Source organism: Belliella calami, assembly GCF_022549695.1.
GTDB classification, from domain to species: domain Bacteria; phylum Bacteroidota; class Bacteroidia; order Cytophagales; family Cyclobacteriaceae; genus Belliella; species Belliella calami.
On record NZ_JAKZGS010000015.1, the window covers coordinates 78,935 to 102,859 of the forward strand.

The 23,925-nt window shown below is 37.4% G+C and carries 22 protein-coding genes; 8 read left to right on the plus strand and 14 right to left on the minus strand.

Annotation, left to right across the window (positions count from 1 at the left end; translation table 11 throughout):
- Window positions 1–33 precede the first annotated feature (33 nt).
- From MM236_RS15545 to MM236_RS15555, 3 genes are all read left to right on the plus strand, one after another.
- Window positions 34–1,002 (plus strand): electron transfer flavoprotein subunit alpha/FixB family protein, encoded by a 969-nt coding sequence (locus tag MM236_RS15545; RefSeq protein ID WP_241275912.1) that lies wholly within the window; start codon window positions 34–36, stop codon window positions 1,000–1,002.
- Window positions 1,003–1,007: 5 nt separating this feature from the next.
- Window positions 1,008–1,619 carry a bifunctional nuclease family protein gene (locus tag MM236_RS15550; protein WP_241275913.1) on the plus strand — a complete coding sequence of 204 codons (612 nt, stop codon included), beginning with the start codon at window positions 1,008–1,010 and terminating at the stop codon, window positions 1,617–1,619.
- A gap of 113 nt (window positions 1,620–1,732) precedes the next feature.
- Complete coding sequence (locus tag MM236_RS15555; RefSeq protein ID WP_241275914.1) at window positions 1,733–3,019, plus strand: NupC/NupG family nucleoside CNT transporter; 1,287 nt, start codon at window positions 1,733–1,735, stop codon at window positions 3,017–3,019.
- A 158-nt stretch (window positions 3,020–3,177) separates the two neighbouring features.
- Here MM236_RS15555 and MM236_RS15560 read toward each other — a convergent pair whose 3' ends face one another.
- Complete coding sequence (locus MM236_RS15560; RefSeq protein WP_241275915.1) at window positions 3,178–3,618, minus strand: peptidylprolyl isomerase; 441 nt, start codon at window positions 3,616–3,618, stop codon at window positions 3,178–3,180.
- A gap of 124 nt (window positions 3,619–3,742) precedes the next feature.
- A complete protein-coding gene (gene pckA, locus MM236_RS15565) occupies window positions 3,743–5,344 on the minus strand; it encodes a phosphoenolpyruvate carboxykinase (ATP) (RefSeq protein ID WP_241275916.1) in 1,602 nt (533 codons plus the stop codon).
- Between the two features lie 294 nt (window positions 5,345–5,638).
- On the opposite strand from pckA, the gene MM236_RS15570 reads away from it, so the two are divergent.
- On the plus strand, window positions 5,639–7,225 hold the full coding sequence (locus MM236_RS15570; RefSeq protein ID WP_241275917.1) for a peptide MFS transporter: 1,587 nt from the start codon (window positions 5,639–5,641) through the stop codon (window positions 7,223–7,225).
- 59 nt (window positions 7,226–7,284) lie between these two features.
- Here the strand turns inward: MM236_RS15570 and MM236_RS15575 are convergent, their stop codons facing one another.
- The 5 genes from MM236_RS15575 to MM236_RS15595 all read right to left on the minus strand — a co-directional run bounded on the left by MM236_RS15575 (window position 7,285) and on the right by MM236_RS15595 (window position 9,521).
- Window positions 7,285–7,434 (minus strand): hypothetical protein, encoded by a 150-nt coding sequence (locus MM236_RS15575; RefSeq protein WP_241275918.1) that lies wholly within the window; start codon window positions 7,432–7,434, stop codon window positions 7,285–7,287.
- Window positions 7,435–7,555: 121 nt separating this feature from the next.
- A complete protein-coding gene (locus MM236_RS15580; RefSeq protein WP_241275919.1) occupies window positions 7,556–7,753 on the minus strand; it encodes a hypothetical protein in 198 nt (65 codons plus the stop codon).
- 71 nt (window positions 7,754–7,824) lie between these two features.
- Window positions 7,825–8,322 carry a hypothetical protein gene (locus tag MM236_RS15585; RefSeq protein WP_241275920.1) on the minus strand — a complete coding sequence of 166 codons (498 nt, stop codon included), beginning with the start codon at window positions 8,320–8,322 and terminating at the stop codon, window positions 7,825–7,827.
- Window positions 8,323–8,436: 114 nt separating this feature from the next.
- Window positions 8,437–8,793 (minus strand): response regulator, encoded by a 357-nt coding sequence (locus MM236_RS15590; RefSeq protein ID WP_241275921.1) that lies wholly within the window; start codon window positions 8,791–8,793, stop codon window positions 8,437–8,439.
- A 164-nt stretch (window positions 8,794–8,957) separates the two neighbouring features.
- Window positions 8,958–9,521, minus strand: a complete 564-nt coding sequence (locus MM236_RS15595) for a DUF4136 domain-containing protein (RefSeq protein ID WP_241275922.1) — start codon at window positions 9,519–9,521, stop codon at window positions 8,958–8,960.
- A gap of 254 nt (window positions 9,522–9,775) precedes the next feature.
- Here MM236_RS15595 and MM236_RS15600 point away from each other — a divergent pair, with 254 nt between their 5' ends.
- Window positions 9,776–10,693 (plus strand): DUF3078 domain-containing protein, encoded by a 918-nt coding sequence (locus MM236_RS15600; protein WP_241275923.1) that lies wholly within the window; start codon window positions 9,776–9,778, stop codon window positions 10,691–10,693.
- A gap of 386 nt (window positions 10,694–11,079) precedes the next feature.
- Window positions 11,080–13,506 (plus strand): DUF4982 domain-containing protein, encoded by a 2,427-nt coding sequence (locus MM236_RS15605; RefSeq protein ID WP_241275924.1) that lies wholly within the window; start codon window positions 11,080–11,082, stop codon window positions 13,504–13,506.
- 53 nt (window positions 13,507–13,559) lie between these two features.
- Here the strand turns inward: MM236_RS15605 and MM236_RS15610 are convergent, their stop codons facing one another.
- The 6 genes from MM236_RS15610 to MM236_RS15630 form a co-directional block, all read right to left on the minus strand.
- Window positions 13,560–14,165: a hypothetical protein gene (locus tag MM236_RS15610; protein WP_241275925.1), complete on the minus strand. Its 606-nt coding sequence runs from the start codon at window positions 14,163–14,165 to the stop codon at window positions 13,560–13,562.
- A gap of 258 nt (window positions 14,166–14,423) precedes the next feature.
- Complete coding sequence (map, locus tag MM236_RS15615; protein WP_241275926.1) at window positions 14,424–15,188, minus strand: type I methionyl aminopeptidase; 765 nt, start codon at window positions 15,186–15,188, stop codon at window positions 14,424–14,426.
- A gap of 105 nt (window positions 15,189–15,293) precedes the next feature.
- The gene (locus tag MM236_RS19855; protein WP_439648022.1) at window positions 15,294–15,545 is read right to left on the minus strand and encodes a CBU_0592 family membrane protein; all 252 of its coding nucleotides are present in this window, start codon (window positions 15,543–15,545) and stop codon (window positions 15,294–15,296) included.
- Window position 15,546: 1 nt separating this feature from the next.
- The gene (locus tag MM236_RS15620; RefSeq protein ID WP_241275927.1) at window positions 15,547–16,797 is read right to left on the minus strand and encodes an alkaline phosphatase family protein; all 1,251 of its coding nucleotides are present in this window, start codon (window positions 16,795–16,797) and stop codon (window positions 15,547–15,549) included.
- 198 nt (window positions 16,798–16,995) lie between these two features.
- Window positions 16,996–18,444 (minus strand): SusD/RagB family nutrient-binding outer membrane lipoprotein, encoded by a 1,449-nt coding sequence (locus MM236_RS15625; protein ID WP_241275928.1) that lies wholly within the window; start codon window positions 18,442–18,444, stop codon window positions 16,996–16,998.
- Window positions 18,445–18,455: 11 nt separating this feature from the next.
- Window positions 18,456–21,227 carry a SusC/RagA family TonB-linked outer membrane protein gene (locus tag MM236_RS15630; RefSeq protein WP_241275929.1) on the minus strand — a complete coding sequence of 924 codons (2,772 nt, stop codon included), beginning with the start codon at window positions 21,225–21,227 and terminating at the stop codon, window positions 18,456–18,458.
- Window positions 21,228–21,454: 227 nt separating this feature from the next.
- Between MM236_RS15630 and MM236_RS15635 the strand changes: the two genes are divergently transcribed.
- On the plus strand, window positions 21,455–22,054 hold the full coding sequence (locus MM236_RS15635) for a TetR family transcriptional regulator (protein ID WP_241275930.1): 600 nt from the start codon (window positions 21,455–21,457) through the stop codon (window positions 22,052–22,054).
- Between the two features lie 132 nt (window positions 22,055–22,186).
- A complete protein-coding gene (locus MM236_RS15640; RefSeq protein ID WP_241275931.1) occupies window positions 22,187–22,621 on the plus strand; it encodes a CHY zinc finger protein in 435 nt (144 codons plus the stop codon).
- Here the strand turns inward: MM236_RS15640 and MM236_RS15645 are convergent.
- The gene (locus MM236_RS15645) at window positions 22,563–23,618 is read right to left on the minus strand and encodes an LLM class flavin-dependent oxidoreductase (protein WP_241275932.1); all 1,056 of its coding nucleotides are present in this window, start codon (window positions 23,616–23,618) and stop codon (window positions 22,563–22,565) included. The two genes, MM236_RS15640 and MM236_RS15645, sit on opposite strands and share 59 nt — an antisense overlap.
- Window positions 23,619–23,925 lie beyond the last annotated feature (307 nt).

Sequence of the window (23,925 nt, forward strand, 5' to 3'; positions counted from 1 at the left end):
AAATCTTTCTTATAAACAATAAATCAAGATAATATGTCAATTTTAGTATATATAGAGCACGCAGAAGGTGCCATCAAAAAAACAAGTTTGGAAGCAGTCTCTTATGGTAAAGCATTATCGGACAAAATAGGGGGAGGTGATGTCATAGCAGTCGCATTGGGTGCTATCGATTCAGGAGAGTTGAAAAAGGCAGGGATAGCAGGAGCAAGCAAAATAATACATGACGCAAATGATAAGTTAACTGCAGGCGTGATCCAAGCACATGCAGATGCTGTAGCGCAAGTTTACAATCAAGTTGGTGCAAATACACTTGTATTGGCAAAATCTTCCTTGGGTGACGCAGTAGCGGCAAGGTTGGCAATAAAACTTAACGCAGGTTTAGTTTCCAATGTGGTAGATTTACCAGAGACAAGCGATGGTTATAAAGTAAAAAGAAGTATTTATACTGGAAAAGCATTTGCTGAAACGGTAATCAATACAGACCATAAGATTTTGGCGGTGAAGAAAAATGCAGTAGATCTTCTGACAGATGGCGCAGAAGCGGATGTTGAATCTGTGAGCTTATCCATAGATGAAGCTAACTTTGCGACAAGCATTACTTCTACTGATAAAGCAACAGGAGAGATTTTACTTCCAGAAGCAGATATTGTTGTATCCGGTGGTAGAGGTATGAAAGGACCAGAAAACTGGGGTATGCTTGAAGATTTGGCCAAAGAATTGGGTGCTGCAACTGGATGTTCCAAGCCAGTTTCTGACATTGGCTGGAGGCCTCATCACGAGCACGTAGGACAAACAGGAGTAAAAGTTGCCCCAACTTTGTATGTAGCAGTTGGAATTTCGGGCGCTATTCAACATCTTGCAGGTGTAAATTCTTCAAAATACATAGTTGTTATCAACAAAGACCCAGAAGCACCCTTTTTCAAAGCGGCAGATTATGGAATAGTTGGTGATGCATTTGAAGTAATTCCCAAACTAACTGAAGCTTTAAAAGCAATAAAATAAATCTTGTGGACAAAACTATTGAATTAGAAATTCTTGGGCTTACATCGAATAACTCTCAGTCTGGATCCTTTACGCTAGTCTTGGGAGAAGTAGATGGACGTAGGAGACTTCCAATCGTGATTGGAATGTTTGAAGCTCAGGCAATTGCTATAGAAATAGAGAAGATTATTCCCAACAGGCCCATGACACATGATCTGTTCAAATCTTTTTCTAGTAGCTTTAATTTTTCTATTGATCAAATACTGATTTCGGAAATGCAGGAGGGTGTTTTTTATGCAAAAATTTTGTGTAAAAATGAATCCAAAGTAGTCGAAATAGATGCCAGACCATCAGATGCGATCGCTATCGCAGTGAGATTTGAAGCGCCTATTTATAGTACATCCAAAGTGATGTCTGAAGCTTCTATTGAGGTAAATGAAGAGGATGGGAAAATCACTCAGCAAAAATCTTCAAGATCTCCAAAAGGAAATGCTCCTTCTACTGCTAAATCCACTTCCGGAGATTCTTATAAGGATTTTAGTTTGGATAAATTGAATCAGTTATTGGAAAAGGCCATTGATAGTGAAGATTATGAAAAGGCTGCAAGAATAAGGGATGAGATCAACAAGCGAAACTAATTAAAGAAAAGCCTGGTCAAAACCAGGCTTTTCTTTTTTAGATTATTGTGTCAAATCAATTATATTTATCGCATATTTATTCAACAAGTTTAATTTAGCCAAAATTCATTCAAATGGATTATTTCAGAGGTTTACTAGGGATAGTAGTTCTGCTACTTGTAGCATTCATTTTTTCTTCCAATAAAAAAGCAGTGGATTGGAGATTGGTCGGAATAGGAGTCTTGTTGCAGGCTATTTTTGGCTATTTGATTACAAAAGTTGAATTTGTAGCCTCCATTTTCGCTACTGTAAGTAGGGGGTTTGTGAAGTTTCTAAGTTTCTCCGAAGCTGGTGCTACCTTTATTTTTGGGGATCTGGCAACTAATTCCTTTGGATTTATTTTTGCATTTCAAGTATTGCCAACCATTATTTTCTTTTCGACTGTATCTGCGGGTTTGTACTATCTAGGCGTATTGCAAAAAATCGTGTTTGGTATTGCATGGGCAATGTCCAGAACGATGAGGTTATCCGGAGCAGAGAGCCTTTCAGCTGCGGGAAATATTTTCTTGGGACAGACTGAGGCGCCTCTTTTGGTTAGGCCATTTATTCCTACGATGTCAAAATCAGAGTTGATGTGTTTGATGACTGGAGGAATGGCAACTATTGCTGGTGGAGTTTTGGCAGGATATGTGGCATTTTTGGGAGGTGAAAGCCTAGAAGAGCAAAGTCGATTTGCGGCTTATCTCTTAGGTGCTAGTATCATGAATGCTCCTGCAGCTATCGTAATGTCAAAAATCATGATTCCCGAAACCCAAAAGGAAGCTGTCAATGATAAGCTTGAAGTCAACCAAGAAAATATGGGAGTCAATCTGATAGATGCGATGTCAATAGGTGCATCAGAAGGTCTCAAATTGGCCCTGAATGTAGGAGGGATGCTTTTGGCTTTTATAGCTGTGATTGCTGCCTTGAATTTTATTCTTTCGGGATTGATAGGTGAGTGGACAGGGTTGAATGCTTTTGTAATATCATCCACTGATGGACAGTTTTCAGGATTTTCTTTGGAGTACATTCTAGGACAAGTCTTTCGCTTGTTTGCATGGGTGATCGGAGTAGAATGGAGTCAGACACTGCAAGTAGGATCTCTACTAGGTCAAAAGACTGTAATCAATGAATTTGTGGCCTATCTAAGTTTGGCGGATATGAAAGAGGCAGGAGGGTTATCGCCAAAATCTATTGTGATCGCTACCTATGCATTATGTGGTTTCTCTAATTTTAGCTCTATTGCAATCCAAGTAGGAGGAATAGGAAGCATTGCTCCAAATCAACAAGGAAATCTTTCGAAGTTAGGTATGCAAGCATTATTTGCAGCTACACTTGCCTGCATGATGACAGCTACTATAGCAGGGGCTTTGTTTTCTTGATTTTGAGACTGTATTTTTGGTTTGTTCTAAAAATCACGATAAAGCTTTGAATACTGAAATTGCTGGTGATAAGTAGCTATTCATGCATAAGTATAATACAAAAAAAGACCTGAAAATCAAGTTCAGGTCTTTTTTTATACATTGTAAATCAATGGATATTATTCGGTTTCGTTAATGACAATTTTGTCGATTGAATCTCCTGCTCTGATATCATCAATCACATCTAACCCTTCTACAACTTTGCCAAAACAAGTATGGTTTCTATCTAAGTGGCTTGTGTTTTTTCGGCTATGGCAGATGAAGAATTGGGAACCTCCAGTATTTCTTCCTGCATGTGCCATGGACAATACACCGCGGTCATGATATTGGTTATCACCAGTGAGTTCACAGTCAATTTTGTAACCTGGTCCACCAGTGCCATTTCCATTGGGGCAGCCTCCTTGGATAACAAAATCAGGGATAACTCTATGGAAAGTCAATCCATCGTAAAATCCTTCTTTGGATAATTTGATAAAGTTTTCAACTGCTTTAGGAGCGTCTTTTTCATAAAACTCTACTTTCATGACTCCCTTAGGGGTATGTATTTCTGCTGTCTTCATTTATATAATTTTATTTTCACAAAAATAAGAAAAGTTTGCCAAGACAGCCTTTGAATTTCACAAAAATAAAAGGAGTGCTGCTGCACTCCTTTCTTTGGGTTTACTTCCTATAGGGTCAATTCGTTTATAGGTTTGGAGATCCTGCTAGGATGTCATCCGTTGCAAAATCTTTGTATTTCTCAAAATTTTGGATAAATGCCGCACCAAGTTCTCTTGCTTTTTTGTCATAAGCTTCTTTATTGTCCCAAGTTGCACGAGGACTCAATACTTCAACCGGGACATCAGGACAGGATTCTGGTATAGCTACACCAAAAACACTATGTTTTCTGTACGAAACATCATCCAAATTACCTTCCAATGCTGCTGTGATCATTGCCCTTGTGTACTTCAGTTTCATTCTAGAACCTACACCATAAGGTCCTCCAGTCCAGCCAGTGTTGATGAGCCATACATTTACTTGATGTTTTTCCATTTTTGCACCAAACAATTCAGCATATTTCGTTGGGTGAAGAGGAAGGAATGCCGCGCCAAAACAAGCCGAAAATGTAGTCTTTGGCTCTGTTACTCCGACTTCAGTACCTGCTACTTTGGCAGTATAACCAGAAATGAAATGATACATTGCTTGGCTCTTATTTAGTTTGGATATCGGAGGGATCACACCAAAGGCATCTGCTGTCAGAAAGAAGATGTTTTTTGGAATTCCTGATATAGATGGTTCGATTGCATTTTTGATATGGTTGATTGGATATGCGGTTCTGGTATTCTCGGTTACACTATTATTGGTGTAATCTACAGTTCTAGTACCTTCATGAAACCTTGTATTCTCTACAATTGCTCCAAACTTGATTGCATCCCATATTTCTGGTTCTTTTTCGCGAGAAAGGTCAATAACCTTCGCATAGCAGCCACCTTCAAAATTAAAGATCGTGTCTTCAGTCCAACCATGTTCATCATCTCCAATCAAACCCCTGTTAGGATCAGCAGAGAGGGTGGTTTTTCCAGTTCCTGACAAGCCAAAGAAAATAGCTGTATCTCCATCTTTTCCAGCATTTGCAGAACAGTGCATTGAAAGCACACCCTTTTCATGGGGTAGAATGTAATTCAAAACAGAAAAAATCCCCTTTTTCATTTCTCCAGCATAAGCCGTACCTCCTATAAGGATCACTCTCTTGGTAAGGTTGATGATTGCGAAGTTCTTTTGTCTGGTCCCGTCGATTTCAGGATCAGCTTCGAATTCCGGAGCGCAGATAATAGTGAAATCAGCTTCAAAATTCTGAAGTTCTTCAGCACTTGGTCTCAAAAACATGTTGTAGCAGAACAGATTCTGCCATGCTAATGTATTAACTACGGTTAAGTTTAGCCTGTAATTTGGATCAGCTCCCGCATAAGCTTCCCTGACATAGAGATTTTTGTCTGCCAAAAAATCGACCATTTTACTGTAAAGGTTATCAAATTTCACCTCATCAAAAGCGATATTGATGTCGCCCCACCAAACACTCTCAGCAGTGTTGGAATCTTTTACGATGAACCTGTCTTTTGGGGAACGACCAGTAAATGCACCGGTGTCGGCCATCAAAGCTCCAGTGTCGGTAAGTACTGCCTCTTTGTTGAAAAGTGCATGCTCGACCAATTCTGCAGGTGTGAGATTCCACTTTGCACTTGCCTTAGTTTGAATTCCTAGTCCAAACAAGCTTTTTTTGGCTGACTTGAGCTCTAGTTCTTGCATATTTATTTAGTTTTATTTGGGTTATTTTCAATGCCCAAAGATATGTAATTAACTAGTCTTATTTTATTTAAAAATGCCTTTTTTTTACTTTTCAATCGATTACGTAGCCTTTAAACACCATTCTTAAATTTCTGAAATTTTTTTATTTTTATTTTATTTTTGAAGAATCTGGAAGAAATCGTTGAATATTACACGGTCGATATAATTATTCAAAATGGCGTTTAGCTAGAGTAAAAAAAATCTGTTATTATTGTAGCTTGTAAATTTATTTTAAGCGTACATAATTCTATCAAATTGGAAAAAATCCCTAATGATTCCTTAAAATCTCTTGGAGAGGAGGTAATAGATGGCCCAACTATTTTTGGACATCCCAAAGGTCTAATGACTTTATTCTTTACTGAAATGTGGGAAAGGTTCAGTTATTATGGCATGCGTGCATTGTTGATTCTTTTTATGACAACCCCCATTATCGGTGGTGGCTTAGGGTTCGATGATCGCACGAGTGGAGCAATTTATGGACTTTACACTATGGGGGTTTATTTATTGGCTTTGCCTGGTGGATGGTTTGCAGATAGGTTGTTTGGATTGAAAAAGTCCGTTTGGTATGGGGGAATTATTATTACGATTGGTCATTTTACGATGGCAGTACCCGGCATGGTCCATCTTTTTTCTGACCATAGTTCTGAAATCACAGAATTGTCAAGTTTGGATATTAACTCCTTCTTTCTTGGCTTGATTTTGATAGTGGTTGGTACAGGGTTGTTGAAGCCAAATATCAGTTCCATTGTGGGCCAGCTTTATCCGGCAGGAAGCAGCAAAAGAGATGCTGGTTTTTCGATTTTTTATATGGGGATCAATTTAGGTGCTTTTATTGCCCCAATAGCATGTTCCACGCTGGCAGTTTACAACTGGCATTTAGGATTCGGTTTGGCTGGATTGGGGATGTTTATTGGATTGATTCAATACAGACTGACAGGAAAGTACCTTGATGGAAAAGGGGAAGATGTCAAAGCAATTACTCCAGAGGAGCAGACATCAAGAGCTAGAATGATTAAATATTCTACGCTTACCTTGATGATTTCAATAGTAGTGATAATCCTGATGTTTATGGGAGTGATTCCTATTGATGCTTTTGCCATTGCAAATATTTCACTTTATATAATTGCAGCAGTCACGTTTCTGTATTTTGGTTATGTTTTGTTTTTGGGAGGATTGACACCTGATGAAAAGAGAAAAACTTGGGCAATATTTATTGTAATTATTTTTGCAGCTTTATTTTGGTCTGGATTTGAGCAAGCTGGATCTTCCTTGAATTTGTTTGCAGAAAGATTTACTGATAGAAGTTTCATGGGCTGGGAGATACCTACAGGATATTTCCAATCCATTAATTCAATGTTTATCATATTGTTTGCACCATTCTTTGGAGCAATGTGGGTGTGGTTGGGAAGGAAAAACTTAGAACCAAGTTCCCCTTTGAAGTTTGCCTTTGGATTATTGCTTTTGGGAGTTGGGTTCTTGGTTATGTTTTTTGCAGCCAAAATCGCTGCTACGGGAGAATTGGCAGCACCAACTTGGTTAATCTTCACCTACCTATTACATACATTTGGGGAATTGAGTTTGAGTCCTGTAGGCCTTAGCTTGACGACCAAGTTGGCTCCAGAAAAGTATCAAGGCCAAATGATGGGAATGTGGTTTATTTCTGTGGCTTTGGGGAATCTTATTGCAGGAATGATTGCTGGGGAAGTAAGCGGTGGATCTGAGGAAGCCTTGCAAGCGATGCCAAGTCAATATATGATGATTGTGGCTACGGTTGTAGGAGCTGGCGTTTTATTGCTTCTCCTTAGCAGACCGATCAAAAAGTTGATGGGAAATGTTCATTAATCAAAATCAAAAAAGGCTCCATTAGGAGCCTTTTTTGATTTTGATTAATCATTATTTAATTAATGCTTATCTTCTGTTTTTTTCTTGAATAGTGTGCTTCTTACATCTACAGCTGAGATTCCAGCACCAAGACCAATTAAAATACAAACGATAAGAAGAAATAACTGTGCTCCTGATGCGATAGGTGAATTGAATATTTGTAATAGCATGGTATATTAAAATTAGAGATTTTTCATTGAAATTTTGTGCAAGATAGCACACAATACTATTTCAGCAAAATGGAAAGTAAAAAAAGCAGAACCCAAATAGTGTTCTGCTTTCAATGGACAACTAATCTAATTCATCGTCCAAGTCTTCGAAGTCGTCATCTTCAAAATCATCATCATCATCGAAATCTAAGAGGCTGTCATCGATCAATTCACTGTCTTCATCCAAGTCATAGACCTCGTCTTGGAATTCTTCAGCAAACTCATCATCATCATCTTCGAAATCATCAAAATCTTCAAATTCATCTTCTAAATCGTCCATTTTCTGATAGTAAATAGTTGCTAAATTGATTGATTGTTTTAGGTGACTACTAAATACAGGAAAATTTTTATTTATGCCAATACCTCAGCTTCATTATTTTTTTGAAGAGTTTTGATGTTGTTGATTTTCAGGTTGATATTTTGTTGTTGAATCCAGTTTTCTTCTAAAATCTTAACCCAAGTTTCCATGTAAAATATCACATCTTCCTTGACATTCTTTTTTAGGGAGTGCCTTCTGGGAAGTGGGATTTCTTTTAAAACTTCGGGTGATGAGAGTTTTTCCAAATGTGCCAAATCTGAAACTGTAAGTCCTGCCTCGAGAAGTTGATCTATCACTTCATCCATAGGCAACCCACTTGTGGGGCAGTAGTCGATCAATTGATCGTTCCAATCCCCATGTCTCTGCATTGCATATTTATGGATTTCGCCTTTTGAGTATTTGGTGATTTCTTGTGCTAAATTTCCACAGTTGCAAGCACCCATATGACCCCATTGGTATGAGGCTCCATTTTTTAATTTATCAATAGTCCCTCTAAAAGCTTGGATCAATTTTAAATTTGCTCTTGCCATATTTTAATGCGTTAAATCTATTTCTTTAAGATATAACTCAAGAATCAGTGGCAAGTTTATCCAATTAAGCAAAAAAATAAAAATCACATCGATAATTTTGATTTAGTGCCTTTTTTAGCTGAAAATCGTTTTGATATACTTCTTTATCAATGGTTTGGAAAGATACTTTTTGACCAATGAGTAGTTGTTCGCTTTGTTAATGTCTCGTTCATCAACCGAGCTGCTAAGGATATAAACCTCTGGTTTGTAATCGTCTGGTTCAAATTCTTCAAGAAAGTCCCACCCTGTCATTTCAGGCATGTTCAAATCCAAAAACAAATAATTTGGATGGATATTTGAAATGTCCTTCAAAGCCTCAGTAGCACTCTGAAACTTAAATATCCTAAACGGAACTTTTATATTTTTGGAAATAAGCTTTTCAGTCACGAAAGTACTGATAGGATCGTCGTCAATTAGAACTATCTTAAGCATTGAAGTGCATAATAGTGGTTTTGAAATACATTAAATTTTATACAAAAATACATTAATTGAAATAGAAAACAACATTATGTTAATATAAAATTTAAATGAGGGGATAGTAATCTCATGTAATTAGTTAATATCACCTAAAATCGAGATTGTGATTAAGATTGAATTTAATTTTCTTTCATATGCACTTTATATGCTCCTACGACTTTTTCGGCAGATTTTATTAGATTTTTATTCTTGGCTTTAGTACCACTAGCTTCACTTACTGCTGTGATGGTCATTAGCATCTTATCCTGCTTTGGGTCAATAAAATCTACTATTAATTGAAGCAACTCGTAGTTTTTTGTAGAAACCATATTTTGTCTTCCCATAAATCTCGGATCAAACATCCATGGATCCCAAACGCGCATTCCCCACATTGGATATTGATTGTTGTAAACTTCTTTTTGCCTCGGATCTTCATTAGAGCTATATCGGATCACCAAATCTGGTGACTTGCTGTCATAGGTGAGACCAAGTTCTTTCATTTTTACTTCAAGCTCGTTTGCTACTTTTGCATCTATCAACTCATCTTTGAAACTAGAAGAACCGATTTCTTTATTGACTATAACAAAAGAAGTATATTCTTTATAAGGTTTTATTTCTGTACGTTCTTTGAATAATTCTATAGAACTACATGATGACAGTGTAAGAACAATCAGGAATAATGTGATTATAGATAGCTTTTGCATGGTATGAGCCTGTTTAATAAAGTATTCAGAACACTAAACGAATATCATACCTTTTTGATTGTTTTTTCAAAATTTTATTATGAAAAGTATGATCTCTATATGGGGTTATATGGATTTGATATGAAAATTACTTTTGCATTGCAATCAACCAAATCATAGTTTTAAGTAGTATAAGTCAAAAGAACCTTCAATTAATTTTATTCTTTATAATTTATCATCATTTTTGTTTCAATTTTAACTCAAATTTTCTTTCGATGAAAAATTTATTTACCATCTTTCTTAGTTTATTTATTGTCAATCAAGGTTTTAGCCAAGATTTGGATTCTTTGGATGCTGTTGATTCATTGTCACAATTGATTGTAAAGGACACGACTTACTGGACAAATGAATTCAGTGTTGGCTTGAATTTCAACCAAGCGGCGTTTAGTGGAAACTGGAAGGCAGGGGGTGTTAATTCTATTGCATTTGGCTCTATTGCAGCTGGCAAAGCGAATTATGCAAAAGGAAAACTAAGTTGGGACAATCAGGTGGAATTGATGTATGGAATTGTGAAAAATGAAGGCCAACAAGTTAGGAAGTCTAATGATAGGATTTTCTTAGACTCCAAAGTTGGCTATAAGGCTGGCGGAAGTTGGTCTTACTTTGGTTCATTGAATTTTATGACACAGTTTACAGATGGTTTCGAATACGGTCCAGATGATCAAAGATCCCTTATTTCAGGTTTCTTTGCTCCGGCATTCCTGACTTCTGGGATAGGTATGGAATACAAACCTAATGAAAGTTTTGCTTTAAGGATTGCTCCATTTTCACCTAGATTCACATTTGTGACTGATCCTACTATTATCCAAAATGTCCCGTCCAATTATGGAGTTCCTGATGGTCAGACTGTAAGAACAGAATGGCTTGCTTTGCAATTGTATGCTACATTTGATAAAGAAATAACAGAGAATTTGACTATCAAATCCAGGTATCAAATGTTTGCCAATTACGAAACTTTGGATTTCAAAACCATCGACCACAGACTGGATGTTACATTGATTGCCAAAATCACAAGATTCGTGGATGTAACATTTACAAGTATCAATGTGTACGATTTTGATATGGATCCGGGAATTCAATATTCACAAGCTTTGGCTCTTGGTATCTTGTATAAGGTAAGCAACAAAAAGTAGGTGTTCATACACTTTTTTTGTAAAATATTTTGAATATTATTTTTAAATACTATTTTTGTTCTAATTGTGGTAGTTAAATAATAGTTGGTTTAGTTTTCATATAAAGAACAGGAGACATTCTCCTGTTTTTTTATTTATATGGAAATCCGGAATAATACAATACAGGTTGTGAAATCTTATGTTTGTTCTGTTTTTAATTTTTATCAACAAATAACACTTAAACTTTTGGAGTTTCAGCAGAAAAAGAAACTACAGGATAGTTTTGTATTTCTATTTAAATATTTTAGCCTTCGGGAAAAAATCCTCCTTGCTTTAAATCTCCTTATAAAATTTGAAGAATTTCTAAAAGGTAGGTTGTTACCCAGTTTTGACTCTATTTGATATATATGAAAAGCAGTTTATTGTTGGTTAGTTTTCTCTTGATTATAGGTTTTCAGACCTATAGTCAGACTCGAGAAATCATCGATTTGAAGGATTGGAAGTTCTATCATGGTGAGAATAATGAAGCTGATAGGGTAAATTTTGATGATACATCATGGGAGAAAGTAACAGTGCCTCACGACTGGGCTATAAAAGGACCTTTTGACAAGGAAATTGATAAACAGGTTGTGCGGATTGAGCAGAATAATGAAACTGTTGCCACAGAAAAGACAGGAAGAACTGGAGCATTACCATTTATAGGCGTTGGTTGGTACAGGACGATGCTTCCTATCGATGAAACTAATTCAGGTAAGCAGATGATATTGGCTTTTGATGGCGCTATGTCCAACGCAGAAGTATTTGTAAATGGAGTAAAAGTAGGTAACAGACCTTATGGCTACAGCTATTTTTATTTTGATGTATCAGATGCTTTGAAGGCTGGGGAAGAAAATGTGATTGCTGTTAGGTTGGAAAATCACGCTTTTTCATCAAGATGGTACCCTGGGGCAGGAATTTATAGAAAAGTGAGGCTAATAGTGAAAGATGAAGTAAGTTTCAAACATTGGGGACATTATATCACAACACCATTTATTGACCAGAAACTAGCGAAAATCAACATTAAATCTCAAGTTCAAGGTGATAATGTCGCGATCAAAACTTTTATCAAAGATGCAAAAGGAAATATTGTAGCAGAGAATAGCGTATCCCAAAGGTTTGGGGATGAAATTGAGCAGAGTGTTTCCATAATCAATCCAGAAATTTGGGATATTGATTCACCTTATTTGTATACAGCCACTTTGGAACTTCACCAAGATGGAGTCTTGAAAGACACAGAAGACATTGATTTTGGTGTAAGACACATCAATTATAGTCGAGAAAAAGGTTTTGAATTGAATGGAGAAGTAGTGAAGTTCAAAGGTGTTTGCCTTCATCACGATTTAGGTCCATTAGGGATAGCGATCAATAAAGCTGCTTTGAAGCGTCAATTGACATTACTGAAAGACTTGGGAGTCAATGCAATCCGCTCTTCTCATAATATGCCGTCTATAGAGCAGTTAGAATTGTGTGATGAAATGGGCTTTTTGTTTTTGGCAGAGAGTTTTGATGAATGGAAGAAGCCAAAAGTCAAAAATGGATACAACCTTTACTTTGATGAATGGGCAGAGAAGGATATTGTTGATTTGGTACATGCTACACGAAATCACCCAAGTATAGTCATGTGGAGTGCAGGAAATGAAGTTCCAGATCAGCATGGAAGCGCAGGGGTGAAGCGAGCCAAATGGATTCAGGATATTTTTCATAGAGAAGATCCTACACGCCCTGTGACCGTAGGAATGGATCAGGTAAAAAGTGTAATGGCTAATGGTTTCGGAGCAATTTTGGATATTCCAGGGCTGAATTATAGGTTGCCGTTGTATGAAGAGGCATATGAATTGTTTCCACAAGGATTTATTTTGGGTTCAGAAACTGCCTCCACCGTGAGTTCGAGGGGTGTTTACAAATTTCCAGTAGAAAAAGGACCAAACAAGGTTTATGACGACCTGCAGAGCTCTTCATATGATTTGGAATATTGTAGTTGGTCAAATATTCCAGATGATGATTTTGTGTGGCAAGATGATAAGCCTTGGGTGTTAGGAGAATTTGTTTGGACTGGATTTGATTACTTGGGAGAACCCACACCTTATGATGATTATTGGCCATCTAGAAGTTCCTATTTTGGGATTTTGGACTTGGCAGGAATTCCAAAAGACAGATACTATCTCTATAGAAGTCGATGGAATACTGAAGATGAGACCTTACATATTCTTCCCCATTGGAATTGGAAAGGAAGAGAAGGGGAGAAGACTCCTGTTTTTGTCTATACAAATCACAATTCGGCAGAGCTTTTTGTAAATGGAAAAAGTCAAGGAATCCAAAAGAAAGACAGCACCTCAAATCTCAATCGTTATAGGTTGATGTGGATGGATGTGGTCTATGAGCCAGGAGAGATCCGGGCAGTAGCTTTGGATGATTCTGGAAATGCTGTAGCTGAAAAGACTATCAAGACAGCAGGAAAGCCCCATCAGATCATATTGGATGCAGACAGGGGAATACTCGATGCAAATGGTGATGACTTGAGTTTTGTAACAGCTACGATTGTGGACAAAGATGGAATTCCAGTCCCTGATGCGATGGATAGATTGGATTTTGAAGTAACTGGAAAAGGCTCTTTCAGGGCTGTATGCAACGGTGATGCCACTTCTTTGGAAATGTTCCACTTACCGACGATGAAGGTTTTCAATGGTAAGCTTGTAGTGATTGTACAATCCACCCAAGAAGCTGGCGAGATTAAACTTAAGGTTAAAGGAAAGGGACTAAAATCAAGTGAACTTAAACTGAGCTCTCGAAAGTGAGAATAAATGGGTTTTAGCACCTATACAATCTGCCAATTAACAGCAAAGCATCATTAATCTTTCATCCACTTAAGAAGCTCTTCTTTATCAACAATCGACCAACTATGTGGGTGCCTTTCGCCGTTAGCCCTGATGCCTTTATTTTCTGTAGCAATATATTCAATAGAGGCATTCTGGAACCTCCTTTTTAACTGGCTCGCTAATTTCTCTATTTGATATGCGTTCAGTTCATTTGGCTCATTGTTTCTATTCTCTTTCCACCAAACAGTATCCGGTTCAGTATAAAACCGAATTTTTAAGTCAGCTAGGCTGAGTAGGTTTTCTATATTGTTAGTTTGAGAAGTGTAAGGTGAAAAAGCTTCATAATTTTCAATTCCACTTTCAGGGTCTCCCAAATCATTTTGAAATAAATTTATAAGCCAATTTGCTTCTTCATTGTAGTTCTTTGAATCTCCTCTTTCAATATCATCTGCTCTTTGAGGAAAACCACCAAAGAGGATCAATACTTTTTCAATTTCTTCAACGGGTTTTACCAATTTATAAAGTTCAGATTCGATTTCTTCATATTTTCTCTCCCTTTCTTCAGTATACTTTTGATTTTTCTTTCCACAAGAAAATGTAAGCAGCAACCCTATTAGCAAAAAGAAATAGATTTTCATTTGAAGTCGTTTTGTGGATTAATATTCAAAATGATTATCCGCAAATTTGCCAGTAAGAAAATTAATGAGGCATAATCACGCGGATAATCGTCAATAATCGGCCGTCAACAGTTAGCAGATTGGATAGATCTCCTTTTAGGCATATTTATAATGGTTAGTGGCAAGAAAGTGTATATACATAATATTCAATAATAGAAACATAACAGCTAACAAAATTGAAATGGGTTAGTTGAATTTACTTTTAGAACAATATGTTTATCATTCCCAAATATTGTTTTTTGCTGTTAAAATAATTGGTTCTCCATTTGTTACGACAATTGTGTGTTCGTGTTGGGCCATATAACCTCCTTTGTCCCCAACCATTGTCCAGCCATCATTTTGTTCCACACTGTAGGAAGATACTGTAGAAATAAATGTCTCGATAGCTACAACTGTGTTTTTTTTGAATCGTCTATTGTCAAATCTATTCTTATAATTCAACAATTCATCAGGTTGCTCATGTAAGCTCCTTCCTATGCCATGACCTCCCAAGTTTTTAACAACTTTATACCCTCTCTTTTTAGCTTCAGTTTCGATCAGGTGGCCCAGATCAGAGATCTTCACGCCTCCTTTGATATTGTTGATTGCTTTCATCAAGATCTCTTTTGATGCGTCTACCAGTTTTTGATGTTGGTGGATATCTTTTCCCACCACAAAAGAACACCCATTATCAGACCAAAATCCATCTAGCTCGGCAGAAACATCTATATTGATCAAGTCTCCTTCCTTCAAGACTTTTTTCGCTGAAGGAATTCCATGGCAGAATTCATTGTTTACACTGATGCATGTCCACCCCGGAAAACCGTAGGTGTGGGATGGAGCTGATTTTGCACCAAATCCTTTCAGGATGTTTGCACCAAATTCATCAACCTCTTTGGTAGTCATCCCAGGTTTGACATGGTTTCTCATTTCTTTTAAAGTGTAGGCTACAGCATCGCTTACTTTTTGCATTCCGATTAGTTCGGACTCTTTTGATATAGACATGATTCTTTATGTTTGCAACCGTTTTTACAGCCGTTTTTTTATAATGGAATGATCGTTTTGACAAAAGTGATATTTTTAAAAACACTTTTGTGGAGAAAATGATTCTTAAGTGTTTTGTTTTTTCTTTCTGTCCACCACCATCCCGTACACAGCGATGCCACCCCAACAGGCATTGATAAAAACACTTGGAAAAGACGTGTCATGTAGTGTATTGAAAACCAGAAATACTGCTCCCAATATATTGGCTAAATGGTATTTGTTACTGGTAGATTCCCATTTTTTAGTTATTAATAAAAAGTAGGAAACCAAAAAGCACAAAGCTCCCAACCACCCTAAACAGTCCATCCAGAATTTCATATCAATTTTCTTTTTTCTCTGCTACAAGCCACTTGTTGACAGAATTATGCTTTGCCTTGAACAATACTTTCATTTGTTCCTTTTCTGTTCCTTCCAAAGGTATGGAATAGGATTTTTTTCGCCCTCTGACTTTTGCAATTAGCTGGTAATCATCGCCATCTCCCGAAGTTCTGAACTTGTTGCTGTAAGAAGCCCAAATTTCTATGAATTCATCCTTTTCTCCCAAGTAATCCCAAGTAAATTGAATTTTGTTTTTATACTTCCTTACTTTGGGATGGTAAATCGATACGGGTCCGATGAATGGCACCCCATCTATTTCTTCTAAATTTTCCGTAGGAATGGAAATGTCCAAATGCCTGATCATGGTAGGTAGTATATCAACTATAGCAATATCTTTATCAAAAAAATACTCATTTAATCCTTTTGCATTCGTAGAAACCCAGATTTCTCTTTCCCTGACCGATTGGCCTCCGTGGTGCAGCCCAGTTCTAGGCTGTCTTCCATGATCTGTAGTGACTACTATCAGCCAGTCTTCTCCCTTTTCCATCCTTGACAACACCGATTGATAGATTTCTCCTGTTTGTCTGTCTGCTTCTCTGACAGCATCGTAAAGTTGCGGACTGTCGCCAAATTTGTGTCCCATATCGTCAGGGTATTCCAAGTAAACCCAGCTCAAATCAGGTCCGTTTTCAAGGATATATCTTGATGCTTCTTTACTTACCAATTCATCAATGTTGTAGATGTATCTTTTTTCGGAATCGTGTGGAAAAGCAATCGTGTCTAACTCAAAACCGTCGAAGGCGTAATCCAACTCCAAATTGCCAGTAGCATCAAGTTTTTCGCCTAACAACTTGGTTCTATTGTCAAGCCAAGTGGAGAAAATCGCTGTTTTGGATTCTGGTCTTGCTTCTTTCAAAAACCTGAATATCGTCCAATAGTTATAGTTGGGTCTTCTTATTTCGTTACCATATACATTGTGTTTATTTACCCAAGTGCCTGTCAAAAGACTGTTGTATCCTACTGCTGAGATGGTTGGCGTTTCTGAATAGCCGCCTTTGTCACCTCCAACGAAGGCTTTTGAAAACCCTCCAGCAGTGGCGATTTTATCTATATTTGGAGTTTCTACCTGTTTGATAACATCATAAGAAATTCCATCCAAGATGATAAAAACTATTTTTTTGGTTTCATTTTGGCCAAAAGAATGGAGCTGAAAACATAAAAGGGCAAATATGGCAATGGCAAACTTTTTCATAAGGGATGTTTAAAATAGTCGGTATATTAAATAGTAACCTGATTGTTTCAATAAAAATCAATGAAACAAGCATACTATGGAAATGGACAAAGGAAAAAGGAAATCGAAATTACTTCTTTTACCTTTTTCCTCTGACCTTTTTAATTGTTTAATTAATTCAAATTAGGGATAAACTCTTCTTCTAAGATAACATTGTAATTATGGTTTCAACAACCACATCTCTGAATTGATGTCGTCTTGTCCTCCGAATTGTCTTTGGAGTGCTGCGTTCATGTTTTGGAGATTCAGTTGGATTTCATTTTGTGGATACATCCATCTTTTTGGGATTCCTTCAGGGTTGATGATTTGATTGGACAAACTGAATGTAGGGATTCCTGTTCTTCTTTGGTTGAAAAAAGCTTCCCATCCTGTATTCATGAAAAAGGAGGTGTGCTTTTCTTCCAAAATCTTGGTCAATCCATTACTTTCCGAATACTTTACAGCGTCTTGGGCTAGATAGTTTTCGATTGCAGCCGCAGGAATTTCATTGAATTCCATCGATGCCCTTATGGCTGCTTCGTAGTATTGTGAAGCATCAAGATCTACCCAATTGCGATGTGCCGCTTCTGCAATTGTGAAAGCAAGTTCGGAATATCCCATCAAAAGGGAAGGTTGGTTTTCGGGATCGCTATGGTACCTTCCGTCTATAGGAGAACCGTCCCCTGACAAAATTTGGTTTGTGTTTTCTGCCAACGGTTCTGCTCCTCCCATTCCTTCATAAGCATTGAAGTCATTGTCTGCAAAGTTACGTCCATTGGCAGTTTTGTCTGCAAAACTGAAAAGTCTTGGATCATTTTTTGATTTTAGCCTATCTACAAAAGATTTTTCCATGTAATATGCTGTCCTCAAGTCGTTGGAGTTGAAAAATGGATACCTATTATTCTCCAAATCCAAAAACTTCAAAGCTCCATTGTCTTGGTTGCCTTGCATGATTGGAAACAAGGATGGGTTGTTGATGATTTCTGCAAATTTTCCAGCTACATTGACACTTCCTTCTTTGATTGACATACTCATCAAAACTCTCAGTGAAAAGGAATTTATCAATTTTTTCCATTTTTCTTGACTTCCATTGTAGATGATATCTCCAAGGATTTCCCCACTTTCTGGACTCAATAGAGAGTTTGCCGTCTTCAAATCTTCAAGTACCTGAAGGAAAATGCTTTCTTGAGAATCATAAGCAGGAAGGAAATTGCCTTCCTGTCCCTTTACTGCGTCGCTGAAAGGGACATCACCAAAAGAGTTTGATATTTTGATAATGTAGTAAGATTGGAAAAACAAGGCCAATGCCCTATAACTGTTATTGTTGGTACGCTCAGCTTCTTGACTCAGCTTCAATACTTGTCTAAGTTGACCATAATCTCCAAAACCAGCTCGTTGCCAACCGTAGTATTGGTTGTCAGTTGCAGAGTTGGTGAAAATCAATTGTCTTGAAGCTAATGCAGCTCCTGTGCTGATGTTGTTGAATGCATTGGCTTCAATAGCTGTCAGGATCAAACTAGGCTCTGCTTGTACAGGCCTGTTTGGGTCCAGCTGGAGTTCATCAAATGATTGACACGAGATCAATATTGATAAGGTCAGGGTTAGGGTAAGAATATTTTTTAGTTTCATGACTTTGTTGATTAGAAGCTTACATTGATGTTAAAACCTACATTTCTTACCGATGGTGTTTGGAGGTTGTCCACTCCGGAATCGGGATCAATGTTTTTCACATTTGACCAAAGCAGTAAATTTCTACCCACCAAAGAAACAGATGCGTTTTGTAGAGAGGTTCTCTTTAGAAATGCGTTTGGAACCTGGTAGGTCAAACTCACTTCCCTAAGTTTGATGAAGGATGCGTCAAAAAAGTGCGTGTACTCCGCATTGAGTGTTGTTTTGTTCCATGCAATGTAATTGACTGCCTGCTCGTTTTCTGCATAAGTTCTGGTGTCTTCCAGGATATTGCCAAAACTGTCATAGCTTACACTTCCACCAGTGACTACAACTCCATTGGCTACATAGCTATTGATGCCATTGTTTGCATCATCACGGAATTGATTTACAGTTCCTGGATGTGTACCACCCCACCACATTTTTTCATGGGTAGTAGAATAAATTGTTCCACCGATTCTGCCATCAAACCCAAAGCCCAATTGAAATTGCTTATAGTTAAAGGTGTTTTGGATGCCAAGGATATAGTCAGGGTTTTGGAATCCCATCATCCTTTGATAAGGATCCCTGATTGGAAATCCATTTTGTCCAATGATCAATCTTCCTTCTGGAGTCCTTTGATATTGGCTATTGGAAAAAAGTTGATCTGTTCTTTCTCCAACTTGAATATTCCCAAACCTATCCGTACCATCAAAACTTTCAGTCAAAACCCTTTTGTAAGTGCTCAGGTTTAGGGCAATATTCCAGTTGAAATCTGTTTTGCTAATTGGATTTACATTGAGCATTAGTTCCCATCCCTTTCTTGTGAACTCGGCACCATTCTCTAGTCTGGAAGTATATCCTGATGCATCGGACACAGGAACTGAGATCAAGTTGTTGAAATCCCTGATTTGGAAATAGGTTAAATCCAATCCAAGCTTGCCTCCAAAAAACCTGGAGTCCAAACCAAACTCAAAGCTGTCTGAGGTTTCTGGTTTCACATTGGGGTTGATCAAAGCTGCAGGGAACACCAATGAAGGATTACCACCCCAGTTGATACCTGGGCTATAGGCTTGGATGTGGCTGTATGGATTTGATGAAATCCTTCCATCAGACACCTGTGACCATCCACCTCTAACCTTTACAAAGTCTATGGCTTTTGGGAATGTGACAAAATCAGATATTGTTCCAGCTAGCGTCACAGAAGGATAGAAGAAAGAGTTGTTGTTTACTGGTAAAGTCGATACCCAGTCATTTCTCCCCGTGACAGTAAGGAAGATTGCATTCATAAATTCAAAGTCAACAGTTCCAAATACTGAATTGATTTGTTCTCGGGTCATTCGATTGCTTCCTTGGAGTGGTTGTTCCGAATTGGCAACATTGTAAAAGTTTGGGATAGCCAAGCCATCAGTATTCAAACTTTCACTTCTAAACCTGATGAATCTATTTGAAGCACCTGCATTGGTATTGATCACAAAGTTTTCCCCGAGCTGTTTTTTGTAACTCATAAAGAAATCAGTGTTCATGTTTATTTGCGCAGAATTGTAAATGTAAAAATTGCCTCTAGACACCCGACCGTACTTGACGTAGCTCTTAGGTTCTTTGTCTGATCGCTCAAGAGCATACATATTCATACCTGTTCTGAGGGTAAAAGTCAAATCCTCATTTGCCTTATAATCCAATTTCACTTGTCCAAAAGTGTTGTCTTTATGATATCCCCTGAGGTATTCATAAGCTTGGAAGTATGGGTTGTTGTAGTAGGTATTGTTGAAGTGTTTTTGCTGAAATCCTTCCTGTCCCGATACCCAATAATCTCTTAAATCCCTCACGTCAACATCAGTTCCTGTCCATAAAACCAGGTTGTAAAGGTAATTTTCCGGGCCGTAAGGTGTCTCGGGAAAATTTTCAGTGAATTGTCTATTATATGTCAAAGAGGCATCAGCGGTTAATTTTTCAGATAGTTTATAACCACCGGCAACTGAAAAAGAGCTGTTGTTCAGATCAGTGTTTGGAACCAGACCTTTTTGATAAACATGCGAAGCTGATAACCTGAAATTGCCTTGGTCATTTCCAGATGTTACGTTGATATTGTTTGTTGAAATCAACCCCCTTTGGAAGAAATTCTCAATATTGTTTCTTCCCCTTGAAATGAAAGGAATAGGGATTCTCTCTCCAGTAACCGGGTCTATTGGGCTATTGTATTGAGGCCTTTCCACAAAACCACTCGCAGTCGTAGGATCAGGAACATCCATTCTTGGCCCCCAAATCCAACCAAAGCCTTCAGTGCCACTACCAGAACCATTGACATATGCATATTGTCCATTGTCACCATTTCCATACGTTGTCTGAACCTCTGGGATCACCAAGTAGCTTGGTTGAAACATGGTGCTGGAGTTTACCTCTACGGTTGTTCCTTTTTTACCCCTTTTGGTCGTAATCATCAAAGCTCCATTTCTACCAATAGCTCCATACAAAGCAGAAGCTGTAGCTCCTTTCAAGACATTGATGCTTTCTACATCATCAGCATTAATTTTCCAAAAATCATTGTCTGTACTTGGTATACCATCTATTACTATCAAAGGCACAGCTCCCCTTAGTCTTATAGCTGGGTCTGAGAAAAGTGCAGTGGAATTATTGATTTGTAAACCGGCAACCTGACCTGTTAGTGAATTGATAAGGTTAGGCTCTCTCGCTTTGTTTAGCTTGTTGCCATTGACCTCTTGTACCGCATAGCCAAGGGATTTGACACTCTTTTCTACACCCAAAGCTGTATTGTCAAAAAGAATAAGTACCTGTAAAGATTTTTCATTTGCCTTGATAATAGTTGTTCCAATAATTTTTACAAATTAACCTTGGAGCTATTACTTTACAGGGAAGGAGATTTTATGAGATTGTTATTTAATCGAATGTACAATTAATTTAATGTTAATTCAATAAATTGAATGGTTGTTCAATAAATAGAATTTGATAATTTTTTCCTTATTTTACGGCTATGGGATTATCTAATATATCAGAATTAAGAAAAAGGGAAATTGTAGAAGCATTTTATCAAACGGCAATAAAAGAAGGTTTGGAGAGTACCTCAATTGCAAAAATTGCCAAGACTCTGGAAATCCAACCAAGTCTAATTGTTCATTACTTCAAATCCAAAGACGAATTGATCACAGCTTTGATAGACCATTGTTTAGAGCTCTATCTTAAAATATTCGAGAAGGCATACCTTTCCAATGAAGATCCACTGGAAATGCTGATATCTTTGATCAGCAGCATGTTTTCCAAAGATTGGAATGACCTATTTGATGATGGGGTTTATTACAGTGCTTACGCGATGGTTTTTCGAGAGCCTTCATTTAGGGAAAAGTTCAGCAAAATCCATAAGGAATTGAGGGAAAAATTGAGCAGCCTTCTCAAAGACTGCCATGATACCAAGGCTATCAATTGTAACAACCCAAATGAAACTGCAAATAGGATTTTCTTCCTTTTGGATGGAACATACTTTTTTATAAATATGCTAAGCACCCAAAAAGAACAAAATGAACACCTTAAGCAAAGTAAATTGTTGGCTTTTGAAATGTTGGGATTAAAAAAATGAAGATTGATGCATAAAAAAGGTTTTCAATCAAATAATTTAATTAAAATTGAATGTTAAACCAAGTATTGGTTTCAATTAAATAAGCGCTATTCAATCCATTCAATTTGAACTGTAAAACTGTTCGACCTATTTATGAAAACAAGTTGCTATTTCACCCTATTATTTATTCTTATTTTTTCAAGTTATTCAATTGCCCAAGAAAAAGAAGAATCACCTTTCAAATTTGTTGAAGTTGGAGAAGTGAGGGTTTTTGGGAAATCAGTTGACAATCAAACGCGTTGTGTACATTGGCATTCCCAATTGGATGTCATTGCAATCAAGTTTAAGTGTTGTGACAAATTTTATCCGTGTTTTTCTTGTCATGCAGAAGAAGCAGACCACAAGCATGCAGTTTGGCCAAAAGATGAATTTGACCAAAAAGCAATCTTATGTGGTGTTTGTACCAAAGAACTTAGCATCAAAGAATACATGGATTCAAACAATACTTGCCCAAATTGCAAAGCCAGCTTCAATCCCGGTTGCAGTAATCATTACCATTTGTATTTTGAAGTTGCTGATTCCCATTGATTTCCATCATTATTTCTGCAAATAGTTCTGTGGATTTGATTCTGTCGTCAATGGAATACATCGTGGATACAGCAATTAGTTCATCTACTTGCGTTTGAGCTAAAAATTCCTGGATCTGTTTTTTTACTTTTTGTTTGCTACCTACAAATGAATACTTCAACATTTGGAATATTGATGGGTTCTGGGATAATTCCAACAATTCCCTTGTCATGTCTGTGGGTGGCTGTAGGGCATCTTTAGTGCCAGTCAATACGCTGTAAAACATCCTGACCAAAGTGGTGAAAAGCTTATCTGCTTCTTCATCTGTCTCAGCGATGAATACATTCACACCAGCCATGGTGTATGGTTTGTCAAGAAATTCAGATGGTTGAAACTCCTGATGATAGATACCTAGCGCATTGAGCAAATGTGTTGATGCAAAGTGACTTGCAAAAGCATAAGGCAGCCCTTTTTTTGCGGCCAAATGCGCACTGTCTGTACTGGAACCCAAAATGTAAATCGGAACATTAGTACCTTCTGCAATGGTGGCTCTTACTTTTGAATTTTTATTTTCAAGGGAAAAGTATTCCTGAATTTTTGCTATTTCTTGAGGAAATGAATGTGCTGCTTTCATAAAATCAGATCGGATGGCTTGGGCAGTCAGTTGATCTGTCCCAGGAGCTCTTCCAAGACCTAAATCAATCCTATTCGGATACAAATGCGCTAAGGTTCCAAACTGCTCTGCAACAATCAAGGGTGAATGGTTAGGTAGCATCACGCCACCAGAACCTACTCGGATTCGTTTTGTATTTTCAGCTACATATCCTATCAAGATCGATGTAGCACTACTTCCGATATGCTCTGCGTTGTGATGCTCCGCAAACCAATATCGTTTATAGTCCAATGATTCTGCTGTCTTGGCCAGAGCCAATGAGTTATTCAATGTCTGTTTGATGGTGCCACCTTGAGGAACAAGGGCAAGCTCTAAAATAGAATATTCTATTTTTCTGTTATGCATGATATTGATATAGTTGGTTTTTCGTTTTGAAGCAAAGCCTTTGCATGAATAACCATGTAGCGCTTTCTCCCAAATACATTCCTTCAACCTAAAATCATTGCTATTAGTGCCATTTAGTCTTTAAATTTTTCGGTAATTCATAGCTCAAAAAATAATTTGTTAGTAGTTTCAATGTTCACGTTGGGAAAAAAGATATGTTTTGATTTGCTGATAATCATAATAATTAATTTTTTAATTTTTTCACCTAATCTTTTTCATCAAAATCCACTTTTAATTATTTGTAATGCAAATAACTGATATTCATATG

Excerpts from the sequence above, each read along its gene's own strand:
- MM236_RS15545 (WP_241275912.1), top strand. The coding sequence starts at position 34 with ATGTCAATTTTAGTATATATAGAGCACGCAGAAGGTGCCATCAAAAAA.
- pckA (WP_241275916.1), bottom strand. The coding sequence starts at position 5,344 with ATGCAAGAACTAGAGCTCAAGTCAGCCAAAAAAAGCTTGTTTGGACTA.
- MM236_RS15640 (WP_241275931.1), top strand. The coding sequence starts at position 22,187 with ATGAAAACAAGTTGCTATTTCACCCTATTATTTATTCTTATTTTTTCA.
- MM236_RS15555 (WP_241275914.1), top strand. The coding sequence starts at position 1,733 with ATGGATTATTTCAGAGGTTTACTAGGGATAGTAGTTCTGCTACTTGTA.
- MM236_RS15585 (WP_241275920.1), bottom strand. The coding sequence starts at position 8,322 with ATGGCAAGAGCAAATTTAAAATTGATCCAAGCTTTTAGAGGGACTATT.
- MM236_RS15580 (WP_241275919.1), bottom strand. The coding sequence starts at position 7,753 with ATGGACGATTTAGAAGATGAATTTGAAGATTTTGATGATTTCGAAGAT.
- MM236_RS15610 (WP_241275925.1), bottom strand. The coding sequence starts at position 14,165 with ATGAAAATCTATTTCTTTTTGCTAATAGGGTTGCTGCTTACATTTTCT.
- MM236_RS15590 (WP_241275921.1), bottom strand. The coding sequence starts at position 8,793 with ATGCTTAAGATAGTTCTAATTGACGACGATCCTATCAGTACTTTCGTG.
- MM236_RS15645 (WP_241275932.1), bottom strand. The coding sequence starts at position 23,618 with ATGCATAACAGAAAAATAGAATATTCTATTTTAGAGCTTGCCCTTGTT.
- MM236_RS15625 (WP_241275928.1), bottom strand. The coding sequence starts at position 18,444 with ATGAAACTAAAAAATATTCTTACCCTAACCCTGACCTTATCAATATTG.
- MM236_RS15575 (WP_241275918.1), bottom strand. The coding sequence starts at position 7,434 with ATGCTATTACAAATATTCAATTCACCTATCGCATCAGGAGCACAGTTA.
- MM236_RS15635 (WP_241275930.1), top strand. The coding sequence starts at position 21,455 with ATGGGATTATCTAATATATCAGAATTAAGAAAAAGGGAAATTGTAGAA.
- MM236_RS19855 (WP_439648022.1), bottom strand. The coding sequence starts at position 15,545 with ATGAAATTCTGGATGGACTGTTTAGGGTGGTTGGGAGCTTTGTGCTTT.
- MM236_RS15595 (WP_241275922.1), bottom strand. The coding sequence starts at position 9,521 with ATGCAAAAGCTATCTATAATCACATTATTCCTGATTGTTCTTACACTG.
- map (WP_241275926.1), bottom strand. The coding sequence starts at position 15,188 with ATGTCTATATCAAAAGAGTCCGAACTAATCGGAATGCAAAAAGTAAGC.
- MM236_RS15620 (WP_241275927.1), bottom strand. The coding sequence starts at position 16,797 with ATGAAAAAGTTTGCCATTGCCATATTTGCCCTTTTATGTTTTCAGCTC.
- MM236_RS15600 (WP_241275923.1), top strand. The coding sequence starts at position 9,776 with ATGAAAAATTTATTTACCATCTTTCTTAGTTTATTTATTGTCAATCAA.
- MM236_RS15560 (WP_241275915.1), bottom strand. The coding sequence starts at position 3,618 with ATGAAGACAGCAGAAATACATACCCCTAAGGGAGTCATGAAAGTAGAG.
- MM236_RS15605 (WP_241275924.1), top strand. The coding sequence starts at position 11,080 with ATGAAAAGCAGTTTATTGTTGGTTAGTTTTCTCTTGATTATAGGTTTT.